Origin of the sequence: Pseudomonas sp. RW10S2 (genome assembly GCF_014268985.1) — a bacterium.
In the GTDB taxonomy this organism is placed as follows: Bacteria; Pseudomonadota; Gammaproteobacteria; order Pseudomonadales; family Pseudomonadaceae; genus Aquipseudomonas; species Aquipseudomonas wayambapalatensis.
Genome location: NZ_JABWRO010000065.1, coordinates 1 through 24,138, shown reverse-complemented (window position 1 = coordinate 24,138; position 24,138 = coordinate 1). Strand labels below are relative to the sequence as shown.

The following is a 24,138-nucleotide window of genomic DNA, read 5'->3' as shown; positions in this document are numbered from 1 at the left end:
AAGTTCGCGGACGAGTCTACCGGAGGAACGCCTTCAGGCCGACTCGTTCATCGGCTTGAAGCTGAAGAAGTCGCGCAGCGAGCGCACGAACTCGTCGTACTCGCGCGGCGCCTGCAATAGCATGAAGCCAGCATCAAAATGCCCCGGGGTCTGGTCCTCGCGGCTCCACAGGCAACTGGCGGTGAGATTGATGAACTGATGGCCCCCGCCTGCAAGCGGCACACGCAGCTGCAGATCGAAATCCGGTCCGACCATGATCGGGAGCTGGCTGATCACCATGAGCCCATCCTCGGAGGCATTCCCCAGATAACCAATCTCCTGATCGGTCAACCGGTTGAAAACCTTGAGCACGTAAGGCAGTTGATGACGGTCGATCTGACGTTCGATGAACATGATACTCCGTACCTTATGCCAGGAAGACCAGGTACTGGCGGTGAGCGTTACACCTACTTTACAGCCTAGCTTAGCCTGAGCGACGGCCCGGATGAAATCATTGTCACCTTGGTATTAACGCAAAGGCGTAGTCGGCGCAGGGCTGGTCACCGCCGGCTCACCGCGCAGATGGCCGAGCTGCTCCAGGGTCTGCAGGCGCGCCTGGGCACGGTAGGCGTACTCGTTCTGCGGGTAGCGCTGGATCAGGAACTGGTAAGTCTGCGCTGCATCGACATAGAGTTTCTGCCGCTCCAGGCACTGGCCACGCAGCATCGCCACTTCCGGATGGATGAACGGACGGGCACGGCTGGTGCGATCGACTTGCGACAGTTCCAGCATCACCCGCTGGCAATCGCCACGATCGTACGCGCGGTAGGCATTGTTCAGGTGGTGGTCCATGGACCAACGGGTGCAGCCGACGACACTGGCCGCCATGGTTAACACGATCAGGGCTCGCATGGGAATTCTCCTTTGATGGCCAGTATATCGGCCTGCGCCCCGATTTCTTCAGCGTGCCGATGCACGCTTCATCCAGCTGACGCGCGGCGCCGAGCGTCTACCTGCAACCTCCTGCTTGTAGGGTGGTGCCGACGGTGCAATCGCCCTCTCGCCAACCTGCAAGGTAGTGCAACGGAACAATGACTACAGCGCAATTGAGGAGTAGCCTTTCGCTGCGCTTCAACATAGGAGTCTGTGCATGACCATCCGCCGTACCAAAATCGTGGCCACCCTGGGCCCCGCCAGCAACTCGCCGGAAGTGATCGAACAACTGATCCTCGCCGGCCTGGACGTGGCACGTCTGAACTTTTCCCACGGCACTCCGGACGAGCACAAGGCCCGCGCCCGCCTGATCCGCGACATCGCCGCCAAGAACGGCCGCCACGTCGCACTGCTGGGCGACCTGCAAGGTCCGAAGATCCGTATCGCCAAGTTCAGCAACAAGCGCATCGAACTGAAGATCGGTGACAAGTTCACCTTCTCCACCGCTCACCCGCTCACCGAAGGCAACCAGGATATCGTCGGCATCGACTACCCCGACCTGGTCAAGGACTGCGGTGTAGGTGACGAGCTGCTGCTCGACGACGGTCGCGTGGTCATGCGCGTCGAAACCGCTACCGCCGACGCGCTGCATTGCGTGGTGATCGTCGGTGGCCCACTGTCCGACCACAAGGGCATCAACCGCAAAGGTGGCGGCCTGACTGCACCGGCCCTGACCGAAAAAGACAAGGCCGACATCAAACTGGCCGCGGAAATGGACTTGGACTACCTGGCCGTCTCCTTCCCGCGTGACGCCAAGGACATGGAATACGCACGCAAGCTGCGTGACGAAGCCGGCGGCAGCGCCTGGCTGGTGGCCAAGATCGAGCGTGCCGAAGCCGTTGCCGACGACGAAACCCTCGACGGCCTGATCGCGGCTTCCGACGCCGTGATGGTTGCCCGTGGCGACCTCGGCGTGGAAATCGGCGACGCCGAGCTGATCGGCATCCAGAAGAAGATCATCCAGCACGCTCGCCGCAACAATAAAGCGGTGATCGTTGCGACCCAGATGATGGAGTCGATGATCCAGAACCCGATGCCGACCCGCGCCGAAGTCTCCGACGTGGCCAACGCCGTGCTGGACAACACCGATGCGGTGATGCTGTCGGCCGAAAGCGCCGCCGGCTCGTACCCGATCGAAGCGGTGCAAGCCATGGCGCGCATCTGCCTGGGCGCCGAAAAGCACCCGACCAACCAGAAGTCCAGCCATCGCCTGCACACCACCTTCGAGCGCTGCGACGAGAGCATCGCCCTGGCGGCGATGTACACCGCCAACCACTTCCCTGGCGTGAAGGCGATCATCGCCCTGACCGAAAGCGGCTACACCCCGCTGATCATGTCGCGCCTGCGCTCGCATGTGCCGGTCTTCGCCATGTCGCCGCACCGCGCGACCCAGGCCCGCGTCTCGATGTTCCGCGGCGTCTACCCGATCGCCTTCGATCCGGCTTCGCTGCCGGCCGACAAGGTCAGCCAGGCGGCTGTCGACGAGCTGCTCAAGCGTGGCCTGGTCGAACAGGGCGACTGGGTGATCCTGACCAAGGGTGACAGCTACCACACCATCGGTGGCACCAACGGCATGAAGATCCTGCACGTGGGTGATCCGCTGGTCGGTTGATGCCTGAGTTGTAGCAACGACTTCAGGTCAGCAAAAAAGACCGCTCTCAGGAGCGGTCTTTTTTTTGGGTTGCCCGCGATGGGGCATGGTGCTGCCAGAGAGTCAGGCATGCTCGACGAACACGTCAGCCAGCACCTGGTTTCTTGGCACGCCGGCGATGAACAATCTGCGAGCGAAGCGCTCGACACTCACGGGCGACCCGCAGAGCAAGGCGATGGTCTGGCGAGAGGTCGGACGCAATCTCGCAAGCGCCTCCTCGAGATGCTCCTGCAGCACGTATTCGGTATCGATGCCATGCGTCTGTTGCAGCGCGGGTTGCAGGTAGTGCCCGGCATCATCGCGTGCCACATGCATGACCTTTATTCCTGCCCGATGGCCTTGGCGCAAAGCCTCCCGCGCAACACCCCACAGCGGGGCAAGGCCGGTACCTGCCGCCAGCAACCACAGCGGCCTGTCCTGCCAGTCGGGGTCGTAGTGCAGCGCGCCCCCTCTGAACTCTCCCAAACTCAACGAGTCACCGATCTTCAAGCCCCGAGCCAGATCGCAAAACGCACCCGGCCGCTGGCAGTCGATATGGAACTCGAGAAAATCATCCTCCCCCGGCAGGCTGGCCAGCGAGTAAGGTCGGGCCACCGTGCCCAGCCACAGCACCACATGCTGCCCCGCCTGATAACGCAACGCCCGCGCAGGCTTCAGTCGCAAGCGCAGCACATCGCCGACCCAGTCCAGCGCGCACACCCGCGCCGGCACACCATCACGCTGCGGATCGAACACCATAACCTGCAGATCAGCCGTCACCCGGCACTGGCAAGCCAGGCGCCAGCCCTGCTCGCGCTTGTCGGCCTGCAGCGCCTCGGGCAAGGCATCCTCAGGCTCGCCATCGACGCACCGTACCAGGCAGGCGTGGCAACTGCCGGCCCGGCAACTGTAAGGCACGTTCAGGCCGACGCCGTTGAGGGCGTCGAGCAGGTTGCTGCCGGTCGGAACGCTGATGCGGCGCTCGCCCACGCGAAGATCGGGCATGTACGAAAGGTCTCCTGGAGTCTGTTGCCATTGTACAGAACGCCAGCAAGAACGATGCCTGGCAGCGGCAGACCAAGGTCCAGACCACGCGCAGGTGTTTCCCACGGGCAGCCGCGCTATACTGCCGCGCCCTTTTTGTGCCGGCCTGACCTGCCGGTGCGCCTTGCAAGGCCTTTCGACGCGCTGGTCGGCGGTGTCGATGCCTTTACGAATGTTCCCGTCTTTAAGAGGAGCGCGCTGCATGACCGTGATCAAGCAAGACGACCTGATTCAGAGCGTTGCCGACGCCCTGCAATTCATCTCGTATTACCACCCCGTCGATTTCATCCAGGCGATGCACGAAGCCTATCTGCGTGAAGAATCGCCCGCTGCCCGCGACTCCATCGCCCAGATCCTGATCAACTCGCGCATGTGCGCCACCGGCCACCGCCCGATCTGCCAGGACACCGGTATCGTCACCGTGTTCGTGCGCGTCGGCATGGACGTGCGCTGGGACGGCGCGACCATGAGCCTGGACGACATGATCAACGAGGGCGTGCGCCGCGCCTACAACCTGCCGGAAAACGTCCTGCGCGCCTCCATCCTGGCCGACCCGGCCGGTGCCCGCAAGAACACCAAGGACAACACCCCGGCGGTGATCCACTACTCCATCGTGCCCGGCGACAAGGTCGAAGTCGACGTCGCAGCCAAGGGCGGCGGTTCGGAGAACAAGTCGAAGATGGCCATGCTCAACCCGTCCGACTCGATCGTCGACTGGGTGCTCAAGACCGTCCCGACCATGGGCGCTGGCTGGTGCCCGCCTGGCATGCTGGGCATTGGCATCGGCGGTACTGCCGAAAAAGCCGCGGTCATGGCCAAGGAAGTGTTGATGGAATCCATCGACATCCATGAACTGAAAGCCCGCGGCCCGCAGAACCGCATCGAAGAGATCCGCCTGGAGCTGTTCGAGAAGGTCAACCAGCTGGGCATCGGCGCCCAGGGCCTGGGCGGCCTGACCACCGTGCTCGACGTCAAGATCATGGACTACCCGACCCACGCCGCTTCGCTGCCGGTGTGCATGATCCCCAACTGCGCCGCCACCCGTCACGCCCACTTCGTGCTCGACGGCTCCGGCCCGGCAGAGCTGGAAGCGCCGTCGCTGGATGCCTACCCGGAAATCGTCTGGGAAGCCGGCCCGAGCGCGCGTCGCGTCAACCTCGACGAGATCACCCCGGAAGAAGTCGCCAGCTGGAAACCGGGCGAGACCATCCTGCTCAACGGCAAGATGCTCACTGGCCGCGACGCTGCGCACAAGCGCATGGTCGAGATGCTCAACCGTGGCGAAGAGCTGCCGGTGGATCTGAAAGGCCGCTTCATCTACTACGTCGGCCCGGTCGATCCGGTCGGTGACGAAGTGGTCGGCCCAGCCGGCCCGACCACCGCCACGCGGATGGACAAGTTCACCCGCCAGATCCTCGAGCAGACCGGTCTGCTGGGCATGATCGGCAAATCCGAGCGTGGCCCGACCGCCATCGAGGCGATCAAGGACAACAAGGCCGTGTACCTGATGGCCGTTGGCGGCGCCGCGTACCTGGTGGCCCAGGCCATCCGCAAGTCGAAGGTCCTGGCCTTCGCCGAGCTGGGCATGGAAGCGATCTACGAGTTCGACGTCAAGGACATGCCGGTCACCGTCGCGGTGGACAGCAAGGGTGAGTCGGTGCACATCACCGGCCCTGCGCTGTGGCAGAACAAGATTGCCCAGAGCCTGGCTGTTGAAGTGAAGTAAGACTGCGGTAATCACGGCGCCCCGTTCGCGGGCAAGCCCACTCCTTGCAGGAGCGGGCTTGCCCGCGAACGGGGCGCTGCTGTTTCAGCACAGGATCACAGCAACAGATCCTTGAGCCAGAACGACAGCGTCTTGTCCGACTCATCCGGCTCGCCCAGATCCCGCCACGCACACGACGCACGCAGCGAAGGCTGATGCAGAAACCCTCGATTACGCCAGAAGGCGTGTAGCGGCTTGTAGTCTTCTGGCCGGCGCGGATGGCCATTGGGCCGTTCGACGGCACTGAATGCGCAGTAATGAAAGCCACCCAGCTTGTGCGCATAAGATTCGCGCTCGATGAAAAAGCGCACGCCCAGCCCTCGCCCGCGATAAGCCGGCAGCAGCACCGACTTGCCGAAATAATAGACGGTGCGCGGATCGCGTCCCTGCTCGAAAAACGGCTGGCGGAAAGCCTCAGGCTTGTCGCCCAGCGGCATGCTGGTGGAAACGCCTACCACCCGCCCCTCGTCCATCGCCAGGATCGCCAGGCTGCGCTCGGAGTCGATATAGCGGCGAAGACCGTCAGCCTCGTACGCCGGCGTGCTGTCGTAAAGATAGGGGAACTCGCGGACCACCGTCAGGCGCAGGCGAGCGATATCATCGATGTAAGGCGCGATGGCAGCGCCGTGAAGCAGGCGGATTTCCATGCGGAGCAGTCGTTCTGTCGCGCCCGGCCAAGCCGGGCCTGAGGGGAAACCCTATCATCGGCTGCGACATGAGCCCTTTCCCCTGCGCGACAGGTATTTCTCCAGAACCGCTGCCAGATCAGGCAATACGCGTCCCCAACACCTTGAGGAACGCCGCCAACCAGGCCGGATGCGCCGGCCAAGCGGGCGCCGTCACCAGATTGCCATCCACATGCGCCTGGTCGATGGCAATATCCACGAACCGTCCCCCGGCCAACCGCACCTCAGGCGCGCACGCAGGATAGGCGCTGCACGCACGCCCTTCGAGCACCCCTGCCGCCGCCAGCAACTGTGCGCCATGGCACACCGCCGCGATCGGCTTGCCCGCCTGGTCGAACTCCTTGACCAGTTTCAGCACCCGCTCGTCCAGACGCAGGTACTCCGGCGCCCGCCCACCGGGGATCAGCAGCGCGTCATAGCCCTCGGCACGCACCTGGACGAAATCGAAGTTGAGGGCGAAGTTGTGCCCAGGCTTCTCGCTGTAGGTCTGGTCGCCCTCGAAGTCGTGAATGGCCGTGCGCACGGTCTGCCCGGCGATCTTCTCAGGGCACACCGCGTGCACCGTGTGGCCAACCATCTGCAAGGCCTGGAACGGCACCATCACTTCATAGTCTTCGACGTAGTCGCCCACCAGCATGAGAATCTTCTTCGCCGTCATCGCATCCACTCCTTCGTTTGCAGGGAACAATCACTGCACGATAGTCCGCTTTGTCGATGAACGATATACGGCGCAGGTCTCAGTTGCGACGATCCAGCAGATTCACCACCAGCCGATCCAGCCAGCCCCAGATCCGCTGCTGCACCCGCCGCCACAGCGGCCGGGCCTTCCAGTGATCCAGATCGACCTCCTCGCTCAAGGCGAAGTCCCGCGTGAAACTGGCCAGCACCGCAGCAGTCAGCGGCGGATCGAGGGCTTCGACGTTGGCTTCGAGGTTGAAGCGCAGATTCCAGTGGTCGAAGTTGCACGAACCAATGCTGACCCAGTCGTCGACCACGGCCATCTTCAGGTGCAGGAAACATGGCTGGTACTCGAAGATCCGCACCCCGGCGCGCAGCAAACGCGGGTAGTAACGATGGCCAGCGTAACGCACCGAAGGGTGGTCGGTGCGTGGCCCCGTGAGCAGCAAGCGCACGTCGATACCCTTTTGCGCCGCCCGGCGCAGCGACCGGCGCACGCTCCAGGTTGGCAGAAAATACGGCGTCGCCAGCCAGATGCGACGCTGCCCACTGTTCAGTGCACGGACCAGCGAATGCAGAATATCGCGGTGCTGGCGCGCGTCGGCGTAGGCCACCCGGCCCAGGCCCTCGCCCTGCGCCGGCATCTTCGGCAGGCGCGACAGGCCGAAGTTTTCCGGCGGGCGCCAGGCCGTGCGACGGTGGTTGGCGTGCCACTGTCGGTCGAACAGCAGCTGCCAATCGGCCACCACCGGTCCCTCCATACGCACCATCACTTCATGCCACTCGCTCGCCTCCTGGCCCGGTGTCCAGAATTCATCGGTCACGCCGGTGCCACCCACCACCGCCCAGTGCTCGTCCACCAGCAGCAGCTTGCGGTGATCGCGGTACAGGTTGCGCAGGCCCCGGCGCCAGCGCAGACGGTTGTATAGGCGCAGTTCGGCTCCGGCGGCCTGCAAACGCTGACGCAAGGCCGAAGGGAAGGCCAGGGCGCCATAATCGTCGAACAGGCAACGCACGCGCACGCCACGCGCGGCCGCAGACTCCAGGGCCTCGACCACCGCATCGGCACAGGCCCCCGCCTCCACCAGGTAAAGTTCCAGATCGACCTGGCGCTCGGCGCGCACGATGGCCATGAGCATGCGGGGAAAGAATTCGGGGCCGTCGATCAGCAGTTCGAACTGGTTGCCATCCCGCCAGGGGAAGACCGGCCCTGGCATGTCAGCGCGCGGTGAAGATCAGCACCGCGCTCACCGGCACCGACGGGTTGATGGACTTGAGCCCGGCGAAGGTGCGCAGGCGTTCCAGCCCTGGCAGCAAGCCATAGTCTTCGGCACGCAACAGCAGCGGCTCGAGGGTCACCACCTGGAATCGCCGCTCATCGAGGCGGGTGGCCAGCAGCAGGGCGTTGTAGCTGTGGGACTGGCCATGCAGCGTCACGGTCAGCGGCAGGCGCAGTTCCAGTTGGGCACCGTTGGCAAGGTCGTTGATCGGGCGCAGGTCGAGCTGGGCCTTGACCGTCGCTTCGGGGAAGCGCTCGACCTCGAACAGGGTGTCACGCATGCGCTCGTCACGCAGCGGGATACCACTGCTCACCGAATCCATCTCGATGCTCAAGCCAGCCACACCCTTGCGGTCGATGGTGCCGTGCAATACCAGGAAGCGGTGCACTTCGGCAGTATCGCCGTTCTTGCCGGTGATGAACGACAGGCGCGAAGACTCACCGTCCAGGTGCCAGTTGGCATGGGCAGGCAGGCACAGGGCCAGTAACAGGGCAGGTAGCAGGCGGAGCAAGGTGGGCATGTGAAACCTCGTGAAGCAAGGCCGACAACCTTACCCCGCAGGCCTTCACGGCAGCAAGCGACAACCCTCGCGCGGCCCCTGCCAGACAGCCATGCTATGCCGTCCTAGGCCTTCGGCGAGCACGCTGCGTGCGCGGCTGTCCTCTTCCAGGCGCCCCAATGGCAGGTACTGCTTCACATAGGCGCGGCAATAGGCCTCGTCAAAACCCATGACGAAGCGGCACGAGCAGTACTCCTTTGCCGAGTAGGCCGAAAGAATGCTCGGAAAGTCCGACAGGGCCTGACGTTCGGTCCATGCCCAGGCCAGCAGGACCAGCAGCAACACCAGCAAGATCCGCTTCATGCACCCGCCTTCGCCAGCACGGCCAGCACGCGCTTGAGCAGTTCGTTATGGCTGTAGCTGCCGTCGCGGTCGTCGCCGTAGCGTACGATCACCAGCTTCTGCGTGGGCAGCACATATAGCGCCTGGCCCCAGTGACCGAGGGCGGCGAAGGTATCGGTGGGGGCATCCGGCCAGGGCGGAGGGTTGCCCGGCAGCGGCTGGTTCAGCCACCAGTGCCCGCCGGGGTTGGCATCGCCCGGCACCGGCTCGGCATGGGTGAACAGGGTGCGATTGAAGGCCACCCAATCGGCAGGCAGCAGTTGCTGCTCACGCCAGCGCCCGTCGCGCTGCATCAGCAGGCCGATGCGCGCAAGATCGCGGGCACTGAGGTAGAGGTAGGAGGAGCCGACATAGGTGCCAACACCGTCGCGCTCCCACACCGCATGCGTGATACCCAGCGGGGTGAACAGCGCCTGCCAGGGATAGTCGGCGTACTGGTCCGCCCCGAGCATGCCGCGTAGCGCCGCGGCCAGCAGATTGCTGTCGCCGCTGGAATAGGCAAAGTGCTGCCCCGGCAGCTCGGCTTGGGCCATGCCAGCGGTGTAGGCCGCCATGTCATTGCGCCCGCGGGTATAGAGCATTGCCACGACCGAGGATTTGAGCGGCGCGTATTCATAGTCTTCCTGCCAGGCCAGGCCGCTGGCCCAGTGCAGCAGGTCGACCAGGCGCAGTTGCGGATGCTCACGCAAGGCGGGGTAGTAACGGGCGGCCGGATCATCGAGCTGGAAACGCCCTTCGCCGCGGGCGACGCCCAGCAACGTGGCCAGCACGCTCTTGCTGATCGACCAGGTCAGGTGCGGGGTGTCGACGCCTGTAGGCGCTGCGTAGCGCTCGTACAGAACGCGACCGTCACGAATGATCAGCAGTGCATCGCTGCGCACACCGCTGCGATCGACATCGTTGCGCAGCGCGAAGGCATAGTCGTCGACAGCCTGCCAGTCGTACCGCGTCGGATCCTGCTGCCATTGGCTGTCCGGCCACTCCTCGGCGAACACCGGCAGGGCGATCAATCCGAGAATCCCCAGCACCACCTTCAGTTTGCCCATCGATACCTCACGCGCGGTCAATCGGCGGAGCATGCCTGGGCTTCATGACAATCCTGCAGCAGCCCAGGCCTTGGCCAGGCGTTTTTCCCGGGTCGCGGCGGCCAGTGCCAGCAGCCCCTGGTCGCGCTGCCAAAGTTGCGCCCAGTGCCCGGGGCCGCTGGCCAGGGCCGCGTCGATATCACCACGCAGTGCCTGGAACTGGGCGAACAGGCCGGCCAGCAACAGATGACTGCCCACGCTGTCGGCGCACTGTCGGCTGGCCTCGGCACAGGCAGCGAGCAGGCCAATCAGGCGCAGGCGCAACACCTGGGGCCAGGTGCACTCCTGGGCAACGCCGTGCAGCCACCCGAGCAGCGCGGTGAGTACATAGAGGTCTTCGAGGGAGCGGAACGGTTTGACATAGGCCTCCCAGCCATCACCCGCCAGCAGCTCGCAGGCCGCGTGCTTCAGTTCGACACGGGCATGGCCGACCTCAGGCATCAACGGCAGGGTCGGCAACGCTTCGAGGGTCACGCCGGGCTCACCGGGGTAGACCACCGCCAGGCTCAGCCGCGCGCTCTCGCCCTGCGCTTCGCTGCGGGCCGCCACCAGCAACCATTCGGCGTCGAGACCGGCGGTGACGAAATCCTTGCGACCACTCAGCCGCAGCCCATCGAGACGGGTGTGCATGTCGGCCGGACGCACACTGCGTCGCTCGGTGGCGCACAAGGCCCCCAACCCCGCAGGCGCGCTGGGCCAGAGCACACGCAAGGCGGCCTGGTAACCGACCAGAAAGGCCAATCCCGGCGTGTCCATCGCGCGCCCACCCAGCGCCGCCAGTTCGAACGGCGTGACTGCGCCCAGACGCTCCAGCGTGGCCGCATAGGTCTCGCCCAGAGTGGCCGCCAGCGCCTGGCGCAGCGGGTCGTTGAGTCGTTGCAACCAGGTCATCGAATGCTCCTCGTGAGGGGTGTCACGCAAGCATCACCAAAGATTCACGGAGGTGACACCGCGCCTACCTAGGCTGACTTTGCACAACAAAGCCGACCGGCCGCAACCCTATTTGGCTGGCTTATGGAGACTCGCAATGACTCGGATCGCTCGCTCTGGCGACAACAGCACTGAACGCCGTCTGCAAGCCGAACGCCTGGTCGGCGCCGCGGCCCTGCAGGAAGCACAGGCCCTGCGTTTCAAGGTGTTCAGCGCCGAATTCAAGGCCAAGCTCAAGGGCGCGGAACTGGGCCTGGACATGGATGACTACGATATCCACTGCCGCCACATCGGTGTGCGCGACCTGGCCACCGGCCAATTGGTCGCCACCACCCGCCTGCTCGACCACCAGGCCGCCAGCAGCCTGGGCCGCTTCTACAGCGAAGAAGAATTCAGCCTGCACGGGCTGCTGCAACTGCAAGGCCCGATCCTGGAACTGGGTCGCACCTGCGTCGATCCCGACTACCGCAACGGCGGCACCATCGCCGTGCTCTGGGGCGAGCTTGCCGAAGTGCTCAACGAAGGCCGCTACAGCTACCTGATGGGCTGCGCCAGCATCCCCATGCAGGACGGCGGCATCCAGGCCCACGCGATCATGCAGCGCCTGCGCGAACGCTACCTGTGCACCGAGCACCTGCGCGCCGAGCCGAAAAAACCGCTCCCCACCCTGGCCCTGCCGAACAACGTCATCACCGAGATGCCACCGTTGCTCAAGGCGTACATGCGCCTGGGGGCGAAGATCTGTGGGGAGCCCTGCTGGGACCAAGACTTCCAGGTCGCCGACGTGTTCATCCTGCTCAAGCGCGATGACCTCTGCCCGCGCTACGCCCGCCACTTCAAGGCGGCAGTCTGATGCCGGGCCTGCGGGCCTGCGCCCGCCTCCTGCGCCTGGTACTGGTGCTGTTGCTGGGGATCGCCATGGCCAGCGTCATCGCCTTGGGCGAACGCTTGGGGCTGCACGCCTCCATCGAGCGGCGGCAACGTTGGACCTGCCTGTTCATGAAACGCCTGATCGGCGCCCTGCCCTTTGACGTGCGGGTCGTCGGTGAACTGCCACAGCGCTCGATGCTGTGGGTCAGCAACCACGTGTCATGGACCGACATTCCCCTGCTGGGCATGCTCACGCCGCTGTCGTTCCTGTCCAAGGCCGAGGTACGCCAATGGCCGTTGGCCGGCTGGCTGGCGCAGAAGGCCGGCACCTTGTTCATTCGCCGTGGCGGGGGTGATGCCCAGCGTCTGCGCGAACAGATCAGCGAGCAACTGGGCCAGGCCCGACCGTTGTTGATTTTCCCTGAAGGCACCACCACCGACGGTCGCGCCCTGCGCACCTTCCACGGACGCCTGCTGGCCGGCGCCATCGATCAGGACACACCCGTGCAGCCAGTGGCGATCCAGTACCTGCGCAACGGCGAACCGGACCCGATCGCACCGTTCATCGGCGATGACGACATGGTTTCGCACCTGATGCGCTTGTTTGGCCGGGAGCGGGGGGAGGTGGTGATTCACCTGCTGGCGCCGGTGGAGAGCCAGGGCAAGGAACGTGCGGCGCTGGCCTTCATGGCGCAGCAGGCGATTCAGGTGGCTTTGTTCGGGGTCGAGGACGTCGAGGTGGCGGTGCCGCGTCGGCAGGCAAAAGCGGCCTGATTGCTGGGGTGGGGCGAGCGGCCCTATCGCGGGGCAAGCCCGCTCCCACAGGCACCCCGCTGTACTTAAAATCAGTTCGGTACCTGTGGGAGCGGGCTTGCCCCGCGATAGGGCCCTGGCAAACACTGCAAAACCTCACCGCCCCGCCGCCGCAAACACCTGCAACTGCGGGTAGAACTCACGAAAATCCGCCAGCAACGGCTCATACAACCGCTCCAGCTCCGCCATCACCCCGTTCATGCCCTGCGGCTTCGACAGCCGCCGCGCGATCCCCCCGAACACTTGCTCCAGCGTGGCGAAATCACCATAGGCTCCCAGCCAGTCATCCGCTGCCATGAACGGCGCAATACGTGCCAAGCGCCCCGGCAACTGCGGCTCGGCCAACAGCACCCGGTAAAAGGTGTCGGTAAACTGCGCCAGCGGCTGCTCGGCGTAATCCGCCCAATGCCGTGCCAGGCAGTGATCGAAGAACACGTCGAGCACGATCCCGGCAAACCGCCGACGCTCCTGCGGGAAGCGCGCCAGCGCCGCCAGTACCAGCGGATGGCTGTCGGTGTAGCGATCGATCTGTCGGTGCAGCCGGATCGCCGCCTCCAGCTCAGGCGCAAAGCGCCCTTCGAGCGGGCCTTTGACGAAATCGCCGTACAGGCTGCCGAGCAGTTGCTGCGGCGCCGGGCCGCCAAGGTGCAGGTGTGCGAGGTAATTCATGGCGGAAGTCTAGCACTGTCGCCGCGTATATCGTTATAACGCGATATAGCGATTTCGGCTGAGCTCAGAACCTCTTCATATTTGTATATCGCGAAATACCGATTTATATTTCGCCCCATCGCGATATACCGCTACACACCACGAGCCCAACCATGCCTCTCGACCTCGACGAAATAATAAAAGCCCTGGCCCATCCGGTCCGCCGAGACATCCTCAACTGGCTGAAGGACCCTGCGGCGCAATTCCCCGACCAGCACCACAGCACCGAATTCGGCGTCTGTGCCGGGCAGATCGATCAACGCTGCGGCCTGTCGCAGTCGACCGTCTCTGCCCACCTGGCCACCTTGCAGCGCGCAGGCCTGATCAGCAGCCAGAAGGTCGGGCAGTGGCATTTCTTCAAGCGCAACGAGGACACCATCCAGGCCTTCCTCGAGCAGATGAGCCAAGAGCTCTGACAAGGACCTTGCAATGCCCCTTTCACTGTTGATCCTGGCGCTGAGCGCCTTTGCCATCGGCACCACCGAGTTCGTCATCATGGGCCTGCTGCCCGATGTGGCGCGCGACCTGGGTGTGAGCATTCCCGGAGCCGGATGGCTGGTGACCGGCTACGCCCTGGGCGTGGCGATCGGCGCGCCGTTCATGGCCCTGGCCACCGCCCGCCTGCCACGCAAGGCTGCGCTGGTGGTGCTGATGGGCGTGTTCATCGTCGGCAACCTGCTGTGTGCAGTGGCCAGCGACTACAACCTGCTGATGTTCGCCCGCGTGGTCACCGCCCTGTGCCACGGTGCCTTCTTCGGTATCGGCTCGGTGGTGGCGGCCAGTCTGGTGCCAGCCAACCGCCGCGCCTCGGCCGTAGCGCTGATGTTCACAGGTCTGACCCTGGCCAACGTGCTGGGTGTGCCACTGGGCACTGCCCTGGGCCAGGTCGCCGGCTGGCGCTCGACCTTCTGGGCCGTGACCGGCATCGGCGTGATCGCATTGATCGGCCTGATCCGCTTCCTGCCGCTGCAGCAGGATGCCGAAAAGGTCGACATGCGCGCTGAACTCGCCTCCCTCAAGGGCGCCCGGATCTGGTTGTCGCTGAGCATGACCGTGCTGTTCTCGGCCTCGGTGTTCGCCCTGTTCACCTACGTTGCGCCACTGCTCGGTGATGTGACCGGCGTATCGCCACGCGGCGTGACCTGGACCCTGGTGCTGATCGGCCTGGGCCTGACGCTGGGTAACATCATCGGAGGCAAGCTCGCCGATCGCCGCCTCGCGGCCACCCTGGTGGGTGTGTTCGCCACCATGGCAGTGGTCTCCACCCTGTTCAGCTGGACCAGCAACGCGCTGGTGCCCGCCGAAATCACCCTGTTCCTCTGGGCCACCGCCGCCTTCGCCGCCGTTCCAGCGCTGCAGGTCAACGTGGTCACCTACGGCAAGGATGCGCCGAACCTGGTCTCGACCCTGAACATCGGCGCCTTCAACCTGGGCAACGCCCTGGGCGCCTGGGTTGGCGGCAGCGTCATCGCCCACGGCCTGGGCCTGACCAGCGTACCGCTGGCCGCAGGCGCCCTGGCTGTCCTGGCGCTGATCGTCACCCTGATCACTTTCAACCAGCGCGGCGACAACGATGCCGAGCTGGCCGCTGCATCCAACTGACCTACGCGAGGCTTTCGACATGACCACGCTTTTCGATCCGATCACCCTGGGCGACCTCGAGCTCCCCAACCGCATCATCATGGCCCCGCTGACCCGTTGCCGCGCCGACGAGGGCCGCGTGCCCAACGCACTGATGGCCGAGTACTACGTGCAGCGCGCCAGCGCTGGCCTGATCCTGACCGAAGCCACCTCGGTCACACCGATGGGCGTCGGCTATCCCGACACCCCCGGCATCTGGTCCAACGACCAGGTCCGCGGCTGGCACAACGTGACCCAGGCCGTGCATGGCGCTGGCGGGCGCATCTTCCTGCAACTGTGGCACGTCGGGCGCATCTCCCACCCGTCGTACCTCAACGGTGAGCTGCCGGTGGCGCCAAGCGCAATCCAGCCCAAAGGCCACGTCAGCCTGGTGCGCCCGCTGAGCGACTACCCGACACCCCGCGCGCTGGAAACCGAAGAAATCGCCGACCTCGTCGAGGCTTACCGGACCGGTGCCGAGAACGCCAAGGCTGCTGGTTTCGACGGCGTGGAAATCCATGGCGCCAATGGTTACCTGCTCGACCAGTTCCTGCAGAGCAGCACCAACCAGCGCACCGACCAATACGGCGGCTCGCTGGAAAACCGTGCCCGCCTGCTGCTGGAAGTGACCGACGCGGTGGTCGACGTCTGGGGCCCCAAGCGCGTCGGCGTGCACCTGGCACCACGGGCCGATGCCCACGACATGGGCGATGCCGACCGCGCCGAGACCTTCACCTACGTTGCCCGTGAACTGGGCAAGCGTGGCATCGCCTTCATCTGCTCGCGGGAAAAAGAAGGCGACGACAGCATCGGCCCGCTGATCAAAGAGGCGTTCGGCGGCCCCTACATCGTCAACGAACGCTTCACCAAGGCCACCGCCAACGCGGCACTGGCCAGCGGCAAGGCCGATGCCGTGGCCTTCGGCATCCCGTTCATCGCCAACCCCGACCTGCCGGCGCGTCTGGCCGCCGATGCGCCGCTGAACGAGCCGCACCCTGAAACCTTCTACGGCAAGGGTCCTGTGGGTTACATCGACTACCCGCGCCTGTGATGCAGGGCAGAGGATGAGCTGCACCCGCTCATCCTCTGCTGGTGTCCGCTTAGTGGCCAGAACCCACAGGCAATAATGCCGAAGCGGTTTACTCTGCGTGACTCATCCGCCACCTGCCATGGGCCTTCATGGCTGCACCGCCTGATCCACAGCCCGGTATTCGAAGGGATTGCCCTTGCCATACTGGGTCTGATCCAGCCTGATCACCGGAACCCAAAGATTGGTGCGAGCTTTGAATTTTGTCTGGTATGTCTTGGCGCTCGCGTCCGCTCCGGCCACATTGGCAAAGTAGAAGAAAGCCTCGAGAGGCAGTTTCTCACCGATATTCTGCGCCCAGGTCCGCACGAGAACCTCGTTCCAGGGACTCGAAATTCTCAGCGGTGTGCCCTTCGCCTCCAACGCGGCCAGGAACTGCGAGGGTACCTGTGTGCTCAGCGAACATTGCAAGGTGCTGTTGGCGATACCAGAGGCATGTGTGATCCACTGCGCTGCCGTGGTAATACCTTTTGCAGCACAGGAGCTCAGATCGGCAGCCAGAAGCCCCTGTCGGGATCCACAACCGTTCTGCTTGTAATTACTCGAAGTGCCTGCGTTATGGGGATAGATACAGAGCAGTTCCTGGGCCTTGTTCTGAGCGATGGCGGTTTCCTGGTCGCTGAAGATGAAGCCACTGTTTATGGCGAGGCTGGTGACATGGGAGTCCATGCGCAGGTATGTGAACGACACGCCCCCCAGCTTCACCGCGTTCGGACTCGGGTTCCAAGGATCGAAATTCTCGTTGTACGTGCCCCGCGCCAGCACACCGCTGCAGTAGTACGCCGGGGTATTGCCGGCACAGGCAGCAGGTACCTTGCGGTAGCGCTCGTTCAAGCGTGCTGCGACGACCTCCCCGGGAGCAAGTGCGGACTTGACGATCTTCAAATCCAGCGGCTCGGAAATCACCAGCGGATTGCCGCCACGCCCCAGGCTCGCAGTGAGCCTCACGGTCTTGCCTAGGTCCTTGGCAACATCGTCTTTGGCGATCTGGAAGCGGATATCTCCCGTACCGCCGAATCGTTGCGTGGGCAGGTCCAGACGCGCCCCTCCTTGCCAGCGCATTCCGACGGTATCGCCCTTGCGCAACTGCTGGCCATCCACCTTGATCGTCGTGCTGCCCATGATCAGATTGAGGTCGAGTTCACCCTTCGAGGCTTGCTCGGCTGTGGGCGCCTCAATCATCATCCGTTCCAGTATTCGCGCACTGAGCGCCTGGGAAATACGCAACGGATTTCCGTCTCCACCCACACTGGCGGAGATGATCACCGCACTTCCAGTAAAGAGGCTGACCGTATCGAACGGTACCTCGAATGACACCGGCGCAACTTTCTTGACCTCCTTGAGCGACAGATCGCGGGTTTTGCGGCCTTTCCATCGAAGTCCGACCATGTCACCCACTTTCATGCCGGGATAGTCAACTTCAACCGTCGTGACATCGCTGCCTGGACGATAATCGCCGTTCTTGTCGATGCCGAGCAGCTTCGGTGCAGGAACGTCGAACGGCAACGACTTCACCACCGTTACAACGATTGGGTCGGAAATGATCAAGTTCGAGCCATTTACCCCGACACTGGAGGTCAGTCGCGCAGTACCACCGACAACTTCCTCGACCAGTTCCCTGGGCACCTTGAACACCAGAGGCCCTGCCTGCTTGACGGTCTGAACCGGCAAATACTTGGATTTCTTGCCTTGCCAGCGCAACCCGACGGTATGCCCTGCAGCCATCGCCGGGTAGTCCACATGCACACTGAGCTCATCTTTGAAGCTATCGAGGCCGATCTGCCTGTCACGCGCTTCGACCAGCACCGGTGCGGGTACATCGAAGCCCGCACGCACGGCCTGCTCAGGTACTGCGGTTTCTTTGCCGTTGGGGACACAGGCAACCAGCGCTAACTGTAGCGAGCCGACTACGGCTATCCATGCCAGAGCTTTCATGGTGTCACTCCTTGATCTGCCGGGTTGTAGGTGAACGCACCTTTCCCGTGTTTGGATCCCTTCATGAAATCCCCCAAAATTTAAGAAAGCGCGCCCCCGCCGAGGCTCCAGAGTGCTCGAAAATTGGAGTTACTTCGAATCCAGTTAGAGGCACCGACGAAACGATGACCCGGCCGCTGTCGCACAGTGGATGATGTTGCCAGGATACAACTGAGCAACTTCAGTGTTTAACAAGAGATGAAATTTGGCCTGCTACTCCCAACGCGAGCGAAACTGGCAATAACAAGAAAAACGGTGAAACCGTATCTCGCTTGACGCCTGACCCGGAGTACGAAGTTGCAATGACAATCTAGCAACAACTTGAAGACTGCACACCTGACAAAATTAACAGGTGCCCGCACGCCACTATCATTTTTACCAGTTGCTCAGATATACGTATTTGCCTAAGGTCGATGAAACAGCAACTGTTTGTCATAGCGAAATCGCGCGGACAGCGTCATCAACCCTGCAATGGAGCTGCCATGTACCTGCCTCCCGTCCTATTTAGGCTGAGCCTGCTTGCAGCCAGTCTGGTTCTCAATCACTCAGCACTGGCGGCGCCAGGACCGGAAACGGCACATGCCCTGAGTGTCCGCTACCTGCAGAGCCCCCCGAACTGTGGCAGCACCAACAAACCCCGCTTCCTGTGCGCAGGCGTGATACTCAAGGGCACGACCCACATGAATCAGGAGAACAGCTGGGATCCGACACCAGAGGAGCGCGAGAATGGCGGTACGGCCTACACGTATCTGGCAAAAGATGCCACCTTCAGCCATCTGGCCTTGAACGACACCAACGGCTACATCATTTACCCGGCAGAACAACAACCGAAAGAAAGTCGGACGCTGCAGCTACTGTGCTTCTTTCCAGTCGACGGTGGACGACGGACGCGTTCAGACCACGGTTGCGGGGAATCACAGGAGGGAGGCGCAAGCAGCCGCGCCTGCCATCTGCAAGACATCACCACAGCCAAGGGATGGCTTGCCAACTATGGCAATGACCCCGCCAAGCAGTGCGGTTTCTCGGTAGCTAACGGGATGGGCCTGGTCGCCGTGAACGGCTTCAATGCTGGGGTAGAGGCCACAGGGCTTCTGCCAGGCGAGCAGAACAACGAACTGCGGGGCAAGACCTGGGAGGGAATTCCCACTGCTCACCTGCCGATCCAGGCGTTTTTCTACCTGCACGACAGTCCACAGGGGCTGCTCAAGGCACAGCAAGATCAACGTCAGTTCTACAAGGCAACCGGAACCTTCGTCCCGATCATCACACTGACACTGCCAGAAGCAGATCGCGATGCTCTTTTCAACTATGTCGAAGCTTCCCAGGCAAAGCTGGGCGACGTGATCTGTGAGCGTTACTTCGTATCCGGCCACTGGTTCGAGCGCAGCGACGTCAACCCGGGTAAAAAGGAGTGGGCGCTGGGACTGGTGCCGACCGATTGCGCCAGGGCGGTGAAAGCGAACCCGTCAGAAGAGGCGGAAAACGCGGCTGACCGGGAAATGCGCGACAAATTCAGCGCAGACCAACGCTGGGTGAATAATGACAAGGGTGGCATGACCCAACAGATGGTCTGCCACATGCGTATCGCCCACGACAAGCCCGAATGGAACCTCGAGCCGTTCCGACCGAACCTGCCGCTGGAAGACTATCTGCGCAAAGGTTGCAACCCGCGCTGAAACGCTACATTTTCACGGCCGCGCGTTGATCTGCTGCTGCAGGTTCTGGATCTGGCTCTGCAGGGTGTTGAGGCTGCGCGTGGTCTGGCCACGGAAAGCATCGAACTCCTGCACCGAGGCACCACTGGCAGTTGCCGGGCGATTGTCCGCCTGGCTCTTGAGCACCAGCACATCCTGCTCCAGGCTCTCGAGCGCAGCGCCTTGCTTCTTCACCGCTGCCACCTCGCTGCTCAGGCTCTTGAGCTGGCCATCGAGCTTGCCGCCATCGACCTGGCCCGACTTGAGTGCCGCAAGCTCGGTGTTCACCGCCTTGAGCTGCGCCTGCAACTGGGTCTGTAGCTCGGTCACTGCCTTCTGCTGCGCGCGGGTATCGGCCAGCACCTGTTCCAGGCGCTTGCCCAGATCGCCGGCCTGACCGGCAACGCCTTCCTGCTGCTTGCCCTGCTCGGCAAGGCTGGCCTGCAACTGGCGAATCTGCAGTTTCAGGGCTTCGCTGCCAGTGCTGCTGTTCGACTCGCTGGCATCGACCTTGCCGCTGATCGCCTGCAGGCGGCCGGCGGCTTCCTCGCTGATGCGGGCAAAGCTCTCCTGAGTGGCCACCAGTTGCTGCTCCATCAGCGAAATCTGCTGGAAGCTCCACCAGCCAAGCCCGGCCAGGGCGATGAACGAGGCCACCAGCAACGCCCACAAAGGGCCATTGCTGGTCTGCCGCGCGGCTTTCTGCCGACCACGTGCCACATGGGCCGGGAGCAGCTCGTCATCATCGGGAGTACCCGCCCTCAGGACCGGCACATCATCGAAATCATCGTGGGCATCGTTGCGCATGGGTAGGTTCGACCGCACTAATAGCAAAGAGACATATTATAAACCGCCGGGATGGCGCACTGCTGACCACCGCCTGCCCGACAGGTTCACTGTTGGCCCGGCAGGTGCTTCCACCAGCCGCAGAATTCATCCAGCGCCGTCCACAGGCTGACCTTGGGGCGGTAGTCGAGATTATGCCGGGCGCGGCTGATGTCGAGGGTGAAATCCTTGCTCATCACCTGCATCGCGGTGCGTGTCAGGGTGGGTTGCGGCCGCCCGGGCCAGAGCATGCAGGCTGCCTCGTTGACCGCCGCGAGGCTGTAGGCGAGGCGATAGGAGCGGTAGCGGGTGACCTGGGGCAACTGCATCTGGCGCATCACGTAGTTGACCACATCCCACAGTGGCAAAGGCTGGCCGTTGCTGATGTTGTAGGCCTGGCCCAGCGCCTGCTCTTCGGCGAACAGGGCGCTGAGCAGCGCCTCGTTGAGGTTGTGCACACTGGTGAAGTCGACCTTGTTCAGGCCGTTGCCGATGATCGCCAGACGTCCCTTGCCCTGCATGCGCATCAGCCGCGGGAAGATGCTCGCATCCCCTGCGCCGGTGACGAAGCGCGGGCGCAGGGCGAGCACTTCGAGGCCGAACTCCTGGGCACCGAAGACTTTCTGCTCGGCCAGGTGCTTGGTCAGCGCATAGTGATCGTGAAAACGCCGCGGCACCTGGTCCTCGCGGATGTCCAGGCGCGAGCGCCCAGTGAAATAGATCGACGGCGACGATAGGTGCACCAAGCGCCGCACATGTTCTTTCAGGCAACCTTCGACCACGTTCTCGGTGAGCACCACGTTGCCATGATGAAAATCCTGATAACGCCCCCAGTTGCCCACCGCTCCCGCGCAATGCACCACGGCATCGACGCCCTGGCACAGCCGGCGCGCCACCTCGGCATCGCCCAGGTCGCCCGGAATGAACTGCGCCCCGCGCTTGACCAGATGCTCGACGCCTTCGGCACGGCGGCCGTTGACCCGCACCTGCAGGCCCTGCTCCAGGGCAAAACGCGCAAAGCGCCCGCCAATGAAGCCGCTCGCGCCGGTGACCAGAATTCGCATGTAAGACTCCGCCTTGCCAGATTACAGATGCAGTTGACGCTGCCCGTGCCTACAAGGGCACCAGCCACCCTGGCGCCGCCTGGCGCAGGTGTTCTGTCAGTTGGGCGAGCAGTTGCCCGCCATTGCGCCAATGATGCCAGTACAACGGTACATCGATGGGCGTATCGCTGCAGATTTCCACCAACTGGCCGCTGGCCAGTTGTTCGCGAGCCTGCAGTTCGGGCACCAGGCCCCAACCGAGCCCGGCTTCGGTCAGACGCAGAAAACCCTCGGACGACGGGCACAGGTGATGGAGAAAACCATCCTCGATCCCCAATGACGCCAGGTAGCGGTGCTGCAGGAAGTCGTCAGGTCCAAAGACCACCGCCGGTGTGCGGGCCAGCCGCGCCACCTCGAACCCCTGCGGAAAATGCCGCGCCATGAACGCCGGGCTGGCCAGCGCGCGATACCGCATCGCCCCCAACGGCTGGCTGCGCGCCCCTGCCACCGGGCGCTCGCTACCGCACAGGCAAGCCGCCACCTCGCCGGCACGCATGCGCCGCAGGCCGACTTCCTGGTCTTCGACCACCAGGTCCAGCAGCAACCGTTGCCCGGCACAGAAATCCCCCACCGCCCCGGCCCACCAGGTCGCCAGGCTGTCAGCGTTGAGGGCGATACGCAGGCGTTCGGGCACGCCCTCTTCATCCAGCGCGGGCACCTGGCGCTGCAGGTCACGTTCGAGCAGGCGCACCTGTTGTACATGGTTGAGCAACTGTCGCCCGACATCGGTCGGGCTCGGTGGCGTGGCACGCACCAGCACTGGCTGGCCGACACGTGCCTCCAGCAGCTTTATACGTTGCGAGATAGCCGACTGGGAGAGCCCGAGCACCTGGGCGGCGCGCTCGAACCCGCCTTGTTCGATCACCGCCGCGAGGGCAGCGAGCAACTTGTAGTCGAACATCGATTTTCCTAATGCCGGATGAGTGCTATTTGTTTTTCTTATACAGCGCCCTTCCCCACAATGGCCAGCATCTTCTTTGTGAATCCGCGTCGCCCTTCAAAGGTGGCGCCCGTGGAGTGTTCCCGCTATGTGGCAGAGTTACTTGAACGGCATGCTGGTGGCCTTCGGCCTGATCATGGCCATCGGCACCCAGAACGCCTTTGTCCTGGCCCAGAGCCTGCGCCGCGAACATCACCTGCCAGTGGCCCTGCTGTGTGTATTGTGCGACGCGATCCTGGTGGCGGCCGGAGTGTTCGGCCTGGCGACGGTGCTGGCCCACAACCCGACCTTGCTGGCCGCCGCACGCTGGGGAGGCGCGGTGTTCCTGATCTGGTACGGTGCCAAGGCCCTGCAGCGGGCCTGCTCCAAGCAGAGCCTGGAACAGCAGCAAGGCCAAGGCCTGCGTTCACGCCGGGCCGTACTGCTCAGTGCCTTGGCGGTGACCTTGCTCAACCCCCACGTCTACCTGGACACCGTGCTGCTGATCGGCTCGCTCGGCGCCCAGCAGACGGTGCCCGGTGCCTATGTCGCCGGGGCGGCGAGCGCATCGCTGGTGTGGTTCTTCACCCTGGCCCTGGGTGCCGCCTGGCTTGCGCCCTGGCTCGCGCGCCCCGGGACCTGGCGGCTGCTGGACCTGATGGTGGCGGTGATGATGTTCGCCGTGGCCGCGCAGTTGATCCTCGGCTGATTCCCCACTGGTCGCCAGGGCCCAACCGCTCTGGAACCTCTATTCCCTATAGTTGTTGCGTGGTTATGCGCGGGGGCTGGTGCTATGATCCAGCCCTTGCGTCGCAAAGAGTACAAACTCGCCGACGCTCATCGGGCCGCCCGTGATCGGCCTTGCGCAAACCGCAAACAGACCTGAATCAGGAGATCCACCATGGCTTTTGAATTGCCGCCGCTGCCCTACGCCCACGATGCCCTGCAGCCGCACATCTCCAAGGAAACCCTGGAGTTTCACCACGACAAGCACCACAACACCTATGTCGTGAACCTGAACAACCTGGTCCCAGGCACCGAATTCGAAGGCAAGTCGCTGGAAGAAATCGTCAAGACTTCCTCGGGCGGCATCTTCAACAACGCCGCTCAAGTCTGGAACCACACCTTCTACTGGAACTGCCTGGCACCGAACGCTGGTGGCCAGCCGACTGGCGCCCTGGCTGATGCGATCAACGCGGCCTTCGGTTCCTTCGACAAGTTCAAGGAAGAGTTCACCAAGACTTCGGTCGGCACCTTCGGCTCCGGCTGGGGCTGGCTGGTGAAGAAGGCCGACGGTTCCCTGGCCCTGGCCAGCACCATCGGCGCCGGCAACCCGCTGACCAGCGGCGACACCCCGCTGCTGACCTGCGACGTCTGGGAACACGCCTACTACATCGACTACCGCAACCTGCGTCCCAAGTACGTCGAGGCATTCTGGAACCTGGTCAACTGGAAGTTCGTTGCCGAGCAGTTCGAAGGCAAGACCTTCAAGGCCTGATTCGTTCAGCGCTCCGAAAAACCCGGCCCTGGCCGGGGGGTTTTTTTTTTTTTTTG

At 63.5% G+C, this 24,138-nt stretch carries 25 protein-coding genes; 10 read left to right on the top strand and 15 right to left on the bottom strand.

Translation table 11 applies throughout. The features are described 5' to 3' along the window. Positions 1-33: 33 nt before the first annotated feature. Positions 34-393, bottom strand: coding sequence for a PilZ domain-containing protein (locus HU729_RS15260; protein ID WP_186667301.1), 360 nt, complete (start codon positions 391-393; stop codon positions 34-36). Between the two features lie 114 nt (positions 394-507). Further along, the gene (locus tag HU729_RS15255) at positions 508-891 is read right to left on the bottom strand and encodes a tetratricopeptide repeat protein (protein WP_186667302.1); all 384 of its coding nucleotides are present in this window, start codon (positions 889-891) and stop codon (positions 508-510) included. Between the two features lie 238 nt (positions 892-1,129). Here HU729_RS15255 and pyk point away from each other — a divergent pair, with 238 nt between their 5' ends. Beyond that, positions 1,130-2,584 carry a pyruvate kinase gene (gene pyk, locus HU729_RS15250; RefSeq protein WP_054893799.1) on the top strand — a complete coding sequence of 485 codons (1,455 nt, stop codon included), beginning with the start codon at positions 1,130-1,132 and terminating at the stop codon, positions 2,582-2,584. A 102-nt stretch (positions 2,585-2,686) separates the two neighbouring features. On the opposite strand, the gene HU729_RS15245 is transcribed toward pyk, so the two are convergent. Next, positions 2,687-3,607 carry an iron-sulfur-binding ferredoxin reductase gene (locus HU729_RS15245; RefSeq protein ID WP_186710825.1) on the bottom strand — a complete coding sequence of 307 codons (921 nt, stop codon included), beginning with the start codon at positions 3,605-3,607 and terminating at the stop codon, positions 2,687-2,689. 241 nt (positions 3,608-3,848) lie between these two features. Here HU729_RS15245 and HU729_RS15240 point away from each other — a divergent pair, with 241 nt between their 5' ends. Beyond that, the gene (locus HU729_RS15240; protein WP_065864229.1) at positions 3,849-5,372 is read left to right on the top strand and encodes a fumarate hydratase; all 1,524 of its coding nucleotides are present in this window, start codon (positions 3,849-3,851) and stop codon (positions 5,370-5,372) included. 95 nt (positions 5,373-5,467) lie between these two features. Here the strand turns inward: HU729_RS15240 and HU729_RS15235 are convergent, their stop codons facing one another. From HU729_RS15235 to HU729_RS15205, 7 genes are all read right to left on the bottom strand, one after another. Next, complete coding sequence (locus HU729_RS15235; RefSeq protein WP_186710824.1) at positions 5,468-6,058, bottom strand: GNAT family N-acetyltransferase; 591 nt, start codon at positions 6,056-6,058, stop codon at positions 5,468-5,470. Between the two features lie 118 nt (positions 6,059-6,176). Then, positions 6,177-6,755, bottom strand: coding sequence for a DJ-1/PfpI family protein (locus HU729_RS15230; RefSeq protein ID WP_186667305.1), 579 nt, complete (start codon positions 6,753-6,755; stop codon positions 6,177-6,179). 79 nt (positions 6,756-6,834) lie between these two features. Then, entirely contained in the window at positions 6,835-7,992 is a 1,158-nt protein-coding gene (locus HU729_RS15225; RefSeq protein WP_186710823.1) for a phosphatidylserine/phosphatidylglycerophosphate/cardiolipin synthase family protein, read from the bottom strand. A gap of 1 nt (position 7,993) precedes the next feature. Continuing rightward, positions 7,994-8,575 (bottom strand): YceI family protein, encoded by a 582-nt coding sequence (locus HU729_RS15220; protein WP_186667307.1) that lies wholly within the window; start codon positions 8,573-8,575, stop codon positions 7,994-7,996. Between the two features lie 45 nt (positions 8,576-8,620). Beyond that, entirely contained in the window at positions 8,621-8,917 is a 297-nt protein-coding gene (locus tag HU729_RS15215; RefSeq protein ID WP_186710822.1) for an amidase, read from the bottom strand. Next, entirely contained in the window at positions 8,914-10,002 is a 1,089-nt protein-coding gene (locus HU729_RS15210; RefSeq protein ID WP_272979728.1) for a serine hydrolase, read from the bottom strand. The genes HU729_RS15215 and HU729_RS15210 overlap by 4 nt, the downstream gene beginning before the upstream one ends. A gap of 42 nt (positions 10,003-10,044) precedes the next feature. Beyond that, positions 10,045-10,932 (bottom strand): acyl-CoA dehydrogenase, encoded by an 888-nt coding sequence (locus HU729_RS15205; protein ID WP_186710821.1) that lies wholly within the window; start codon positions 10,930-10,932, stop codon positions 10,045-10,047. 136 nt (positions 10,933-11,068) lie between these two features. On the opposite strand from HU729_RS15205, the gene olsB reads away from it, so the two are divergent. Both olsB and HU729_RS15195 read left to right on the top strand, forming a co-directional pair. Then, entirely contained in the window at positions 11,069-11,824 is a 756-nt protein-coding gene (gene olsB / locus HU729_RS15200; RefSeq protein WP_186710819.1) for an L-ornithine N(alpha)-acyltransferase, read from the top strand. Continuing rightward, on the top strand, positions 11,824-12,615 hold the full coding sequence (locus tag HU729_RS15195; protein WP_186710818.1) for a lysophospholipid acyltransferase family protein: 792 nt from the start codon (positions 11,824-11,826) through the stop codon (positions 12,613-12,615). The genes olsB and HU729_RS15195 overlap by 1 nt, the downstream gene beginning before the upstream one ends. A gap of 135 nt (positions 12,616-12,750) precedes the next feature. Here HU729_RS15195 and HU729_RS15190 read toward each other — a convergent pair whose 3' ends face one another. Continuing rightward, positions 12,751-13,323: an ACP phosphodiesterase gene (locus HU729_RS15190; RefSeq protein ID WP_186710817.1), complete on the bottom strand. Its 573-nt coding sequence runs from the start codon at positions 13,321-13,323 to the stop codon at positions 12,751-12,753. Positions 13,324-13,475: 152 nt separating this feature from the next. Between HU729_RS15190 and HU729_RS15185 the strand changes: the two genes are divergently transcribed. The 3 genes from HU729_RS15185 to HU729_RS15175 are packed head-to-tail and all read left to right on the top strand — an operon-like array spanning position 13,476 to position 16,033. Then, positions 13,476-13,778 (top strand): helix-turn-helix transcriptional regulator, encoded by a 303-nt coding sequence (locus tag HU729_RS15185; protein WP_186667313.1) that lies wholly within the window; start codon positions 13,476-13,478, stop codon positions 13,776-13,778. Positions 13,779-13,791: 13 nt separating this feature from the next. Continuing rightward, positions 13,792-14,964 carry an MFS transporter gene (locus tag HU729_RS15180; protein WP_186667314.1) on the top strand — a complete coding sequence of 391 codons (1,173 nt, stop codon included), beginning with the start codon at positions 13,792-13,794 and terminating at the stop codon, positions 14,962-14,964. 19 nt (positions 14,965-14,983) lie between these two features. After that, entirely contained in the window at positions 14,984-16,033 is a 1,050-nt protein-coding gene (locus HU729_RS15175) for an alkene reductase (RefSeq protein WP_186710816.1), read from the top strand. 126 nt (positions 16,034-16,159) lie between these two features. Here the strand turns inward: HU729_RS15175 and HU729_RS15170 are convergent, their stop codons facing one another. Beyond that, positions 16,160-18,004, bottom strand: coding sequence for a hypothetical protein (locus tag HU729_RS15170; protein WP_186710815.1), 1,845 nt, complete (start codon positions 18,002-18,004; stop codon positions 16,160-16,162). Positions 18,005-18,525: 521 nt separating this feature from the next. On the opposite strand from HU729_RS15170, the gene HU729_RS15165 reads away from it, so the two are divergent. Continuing rightward, positions 18,526-19,719 carry a DUF2599 domain-containing protein gene (locus HU729_RS15165; RefSeq protein ID WP_186710814.1) on the top strand — a complete coding sequence of 398 codons (1,194 nt, stop codon included), beginning with the start codon at positions 18,526-18,528 and terminating at the stop codon, positions 19,717-19,719. 12 nt (positions 19,720-19,731) lie between these two features. Here the strand turns inward: HU729_RS15165 and HU729_RS15160 are convergent, their stop codons facing one another. The 3 genes from HU729_RS15160 to HU729_RS15150 all read right to left on the bottom strand — a co-directional run bounded on the left by HU729_RS15160 (position 19,732) and on the right by HU729_RS15150 (position 22,566). After that, on the bottom strand, positions 19,732-20,544 hold the full coding sequence (locus HU729_RS15160) for an ATPase (RefSeq protein ID WP_186710812.1): 813 nt from the start codon (positions 20,542-20,544) through the stop codon (positions 19,732-19,734). Positions 20,545-20,630: 86 nt separating this feature from the next. Then, entirely contained in the window at positions 20,631-21,626 is a 996-nt protein-coding gene (locus tag HU729_RS15155) for an NAD(P)-dependent oxidoreductase (RefSeq protein WP_054893815.1), read from the bottom strand. 49 nt (positions 21,627-21,675) lie between these two features. Then, positions 21,676-22,566 carry a LysR family transcriptional regulator ArgP gene (locus HU729_RS15150; protein ID WP_186710810.1) on the bottom strand — a complete coding sequence of 297 codons (891 nt, stop codon included), beginning with the start codon at positions 22,564-22,566 and terminating at the stop codon, positions 21,676-21,678. Positions 22,567-22,693: 127 nt separating this feature from the next. Here HU729_RS15150 and HU729_RS15145 point away from each other — a divergent pair, with 127 nt between their 5' ends. Both HU729_RS15145 and HU729_RS15140 read left to right on the top strand, forming a co-directional pair. Continuing rightward, the gene (locus HU729_RS15145; protein ID WP_186667320.1) at positions 22,694-23,293 is read left to right on the top strand and encodes a LysE/ArgO family amino acid transporter; all 600 of its coding nucleotides are present in this window, start codon (positions 22,694-22,696) and stop codon (positions 23,291-23,293) included. A gap of 192 nt (positions 23,294-23,485) precedes the next feature. Further along, entirely contained in the window at positions 23,486-24,082 is a 597-nt protein-coding gene (locus HU729_RS15140) for a Fe-Mn family superoxide dismutase (RefSeq protein ID WP_186710808.1), read from the top strand. The last annotated feature ends 56 nt before the right edge of the window (positions 24,083-24,138 follow it).

Coding starts and splice junctions, on each gene's coding strand:
- HU729_RS15155 (WP_054893815.1), bottom strand. CDS start 21,626: ATGCGAATTCTGGTCACCGGCGCGAGCGGCTTCATTGGCGGGCGCTTT.
- HU729_RS15185 (WP_186667313.1), top strand. CDS start 13,476: ATGCCTCTCGACCTCGACGAAATAATAAAAGCCCTGGCCCATCCGGTC.
- HU729_RS15210 (WP_272979728.1), bottom strand. CDS start 10,002: ATGGGCAAACTGAAGGTGGTGCTGGGGATTCTCGGATTGATCGCCCTG.
- HU729_RS15245 (WP_186710825.1), bottom strand. CDS start 3,607: ATGCCCGATCTTCGCGTGGGCGAGCGCCGCATCAGCGTTCCGACCGGC.
- HU729_RS15230 (WP_186667305.1), bottom strand. CDS start 6,755: ATGACGGCGAAGAAGATTCTCATGCTGGTGGGCGACTACGTCGAAGAC.
- HU729_RS15255 (WP_186667302.1), bottom strand. CDS start 891: ATGCGAGCCCTGATCGTGTTAACCATGGCGGCCAGTGTCGTCGGCTGC.
- HU729_RS15220 (WP_186667307.1), bottom strand. CDS start 8,575: ATGCCCACCTTGCTCCGCCTGCTACCTGCCCTGTTACTGGCCCTGTGC.
- HU729_RS15160 (WP_186710812.1), bottom strand. CDS start 20,544: ATGCGCAACGATGCCCACGATGATTTCGATGATGTGCCGGTCCTGAGG.
- olsB (WP_186710819.1), top strand. CDS start 11,069: ATGACTCGGATCGCTCGCTCTGGCGACAACAGCACTGAACGCCGTCTG.
- HU729_RS15240 (WP_065864229.1), top strand. CDS start 3,849: ATGACCGTGATCAAGCAAGACGACCTGATTCAGAGCGTTGCCGACGCC.
- HU729_RS15145 (WP_186667320.1), top strand. CDS start 22,694: ATGTGGCAGAGTTACTTGAACGGCATGCTGGTGGCCTTCGGCCTGATC.
- HU729_RS15215 (WP_186710822.1), bottom strand. CDS start 8,917: ATGAAGCGGATCTTGCTGGTGTTGCTGCTGGTCCTGCTGGCCTGGGCA.
- HU729_RS15235 (WP_186710824.1), bottom strand. CDS start 6,058: ATGGAAATCCGCCTGCTTCACGGCGCTGCCATCGCGCCTTACATCGAT.
- HU729_RS15190 (WP_186710817.1), bottom strand. CDS start 13,323: ATGAATTACCTCGCACACCTGCACCTTGGCGGCCCGGCGCCGCAGCAA.
- HU729_RS15180 (WP_186667314.1), top strand. CDS start 13,792: ATGCCCCTTTCACTGTTGATCCTGGCGCTGAGCGCCTTTGCCATCGGC.
- HU729_RS15260 (WP_186667301.1), bottom strand. CDS start 393: ATGTTCATCGAACGTCAGATCGACCGTCATCAACTGCCTTACGTGCTC.
- HU729_RS15225 (WP_186710823.1), bottom strand. CDS start 7,992: ATGCCAGGGCCGGTCTTCCCCTGGCGGGATGGCAACCAGTTCGAACTG.
- HU729_RS15195 (WP_186710818.1), top strand. CDS start 11,824: ATGCCGGGCCTGCGGGCCTGCGCCCGCCTCCTGCGCCTGGTACTGGTG.
- HU729_RS15140 (WP_186710808.1), top strand. CDS start 23,486: ATGGCTTTTGAATTGCCGCCGCTGCCCTACGCCCACGATGCCCTGCAG.
- HU729_RS15170 (WP_186710815.1), bottom strand. CDS start 18,004: ATGAAAGCTCTGGCATGGATAGCCGTAGTCGGCTCGCTACAGTTAGCG.
- HU729_RS15175 (WP_186710816.1), top strand. CDS start 14,984: ATGACCACGCTTTTCGATCCGATCACCCTGGGCGACCTCGAGCTCCCC.
- HU729_RS15205 (WP_186710821.1), bottom strand. CDS start 10,932: ATGACCTGGTTGCAACGACTCAACGACCCGCTGCGCCAGGCGCTGGCG.
- HU729_RS15150 (WP_186710810.1), bottom strand. CDS start 22,566: ATGTTCGACTACAAGTTGCTCGCTGCCCTCGCGGCGGTGATCGAACAA.
- pyk (WP_054893799.1), top strand. CDS start 1,130: ATGACCATCCGCCGTACCAAAATCGTGGCCACCCTGGGCCCCGCCAGC.
- HU729_RS15165 (WP_186710814.1), top strand. CDS start 18,526: ATGTACCTGCCTCCCGTCCTATTTAGGCTGAGCCTGCTTGCAGCCAGT.